Here is a 213-nt window from a genome sequence, read left to right on the forward strand (position 1 = left end):
TGCACCCCGGGTGGCGGCAGGTGCCGTCGCGCAGGCGGATGCGTTCGGCCAGGGCCGGGCTGATGCGGTACTTCAGCGCCGCCTCGGGGGTGTCCTCGGTGCCAGGCTGCGGGTCGAGCAGTTCGAACCGGACCTTCGCGTCGCCGCCGGAGAGCAGCTCCTCGCACAGCCAGTCGAAGCTGGCGTAGGCGCCGGTGACGAACTCCACGCGGT

The 213-nt window shown here is 72.3% G+C and carries 1 pseudogene; it reads right to left on the reverse strand.

The annotated features are described in order from the left end of the window. Nucleotides 1–213, reverse strand: a pseudogene (locus KHA85_RS17735) (hypothetical protein); the annotation flags it as partial.

Origin of the sequence: Dietzia massiliensis, from assembly GCF_018390595.1 — a bacterium.
GTDB lineage: Bacteria > Actinomycetota > Actinomycetes > Mycobacteriales > Mycobacteriaceae > Dietzia > Dietzia massiliensis.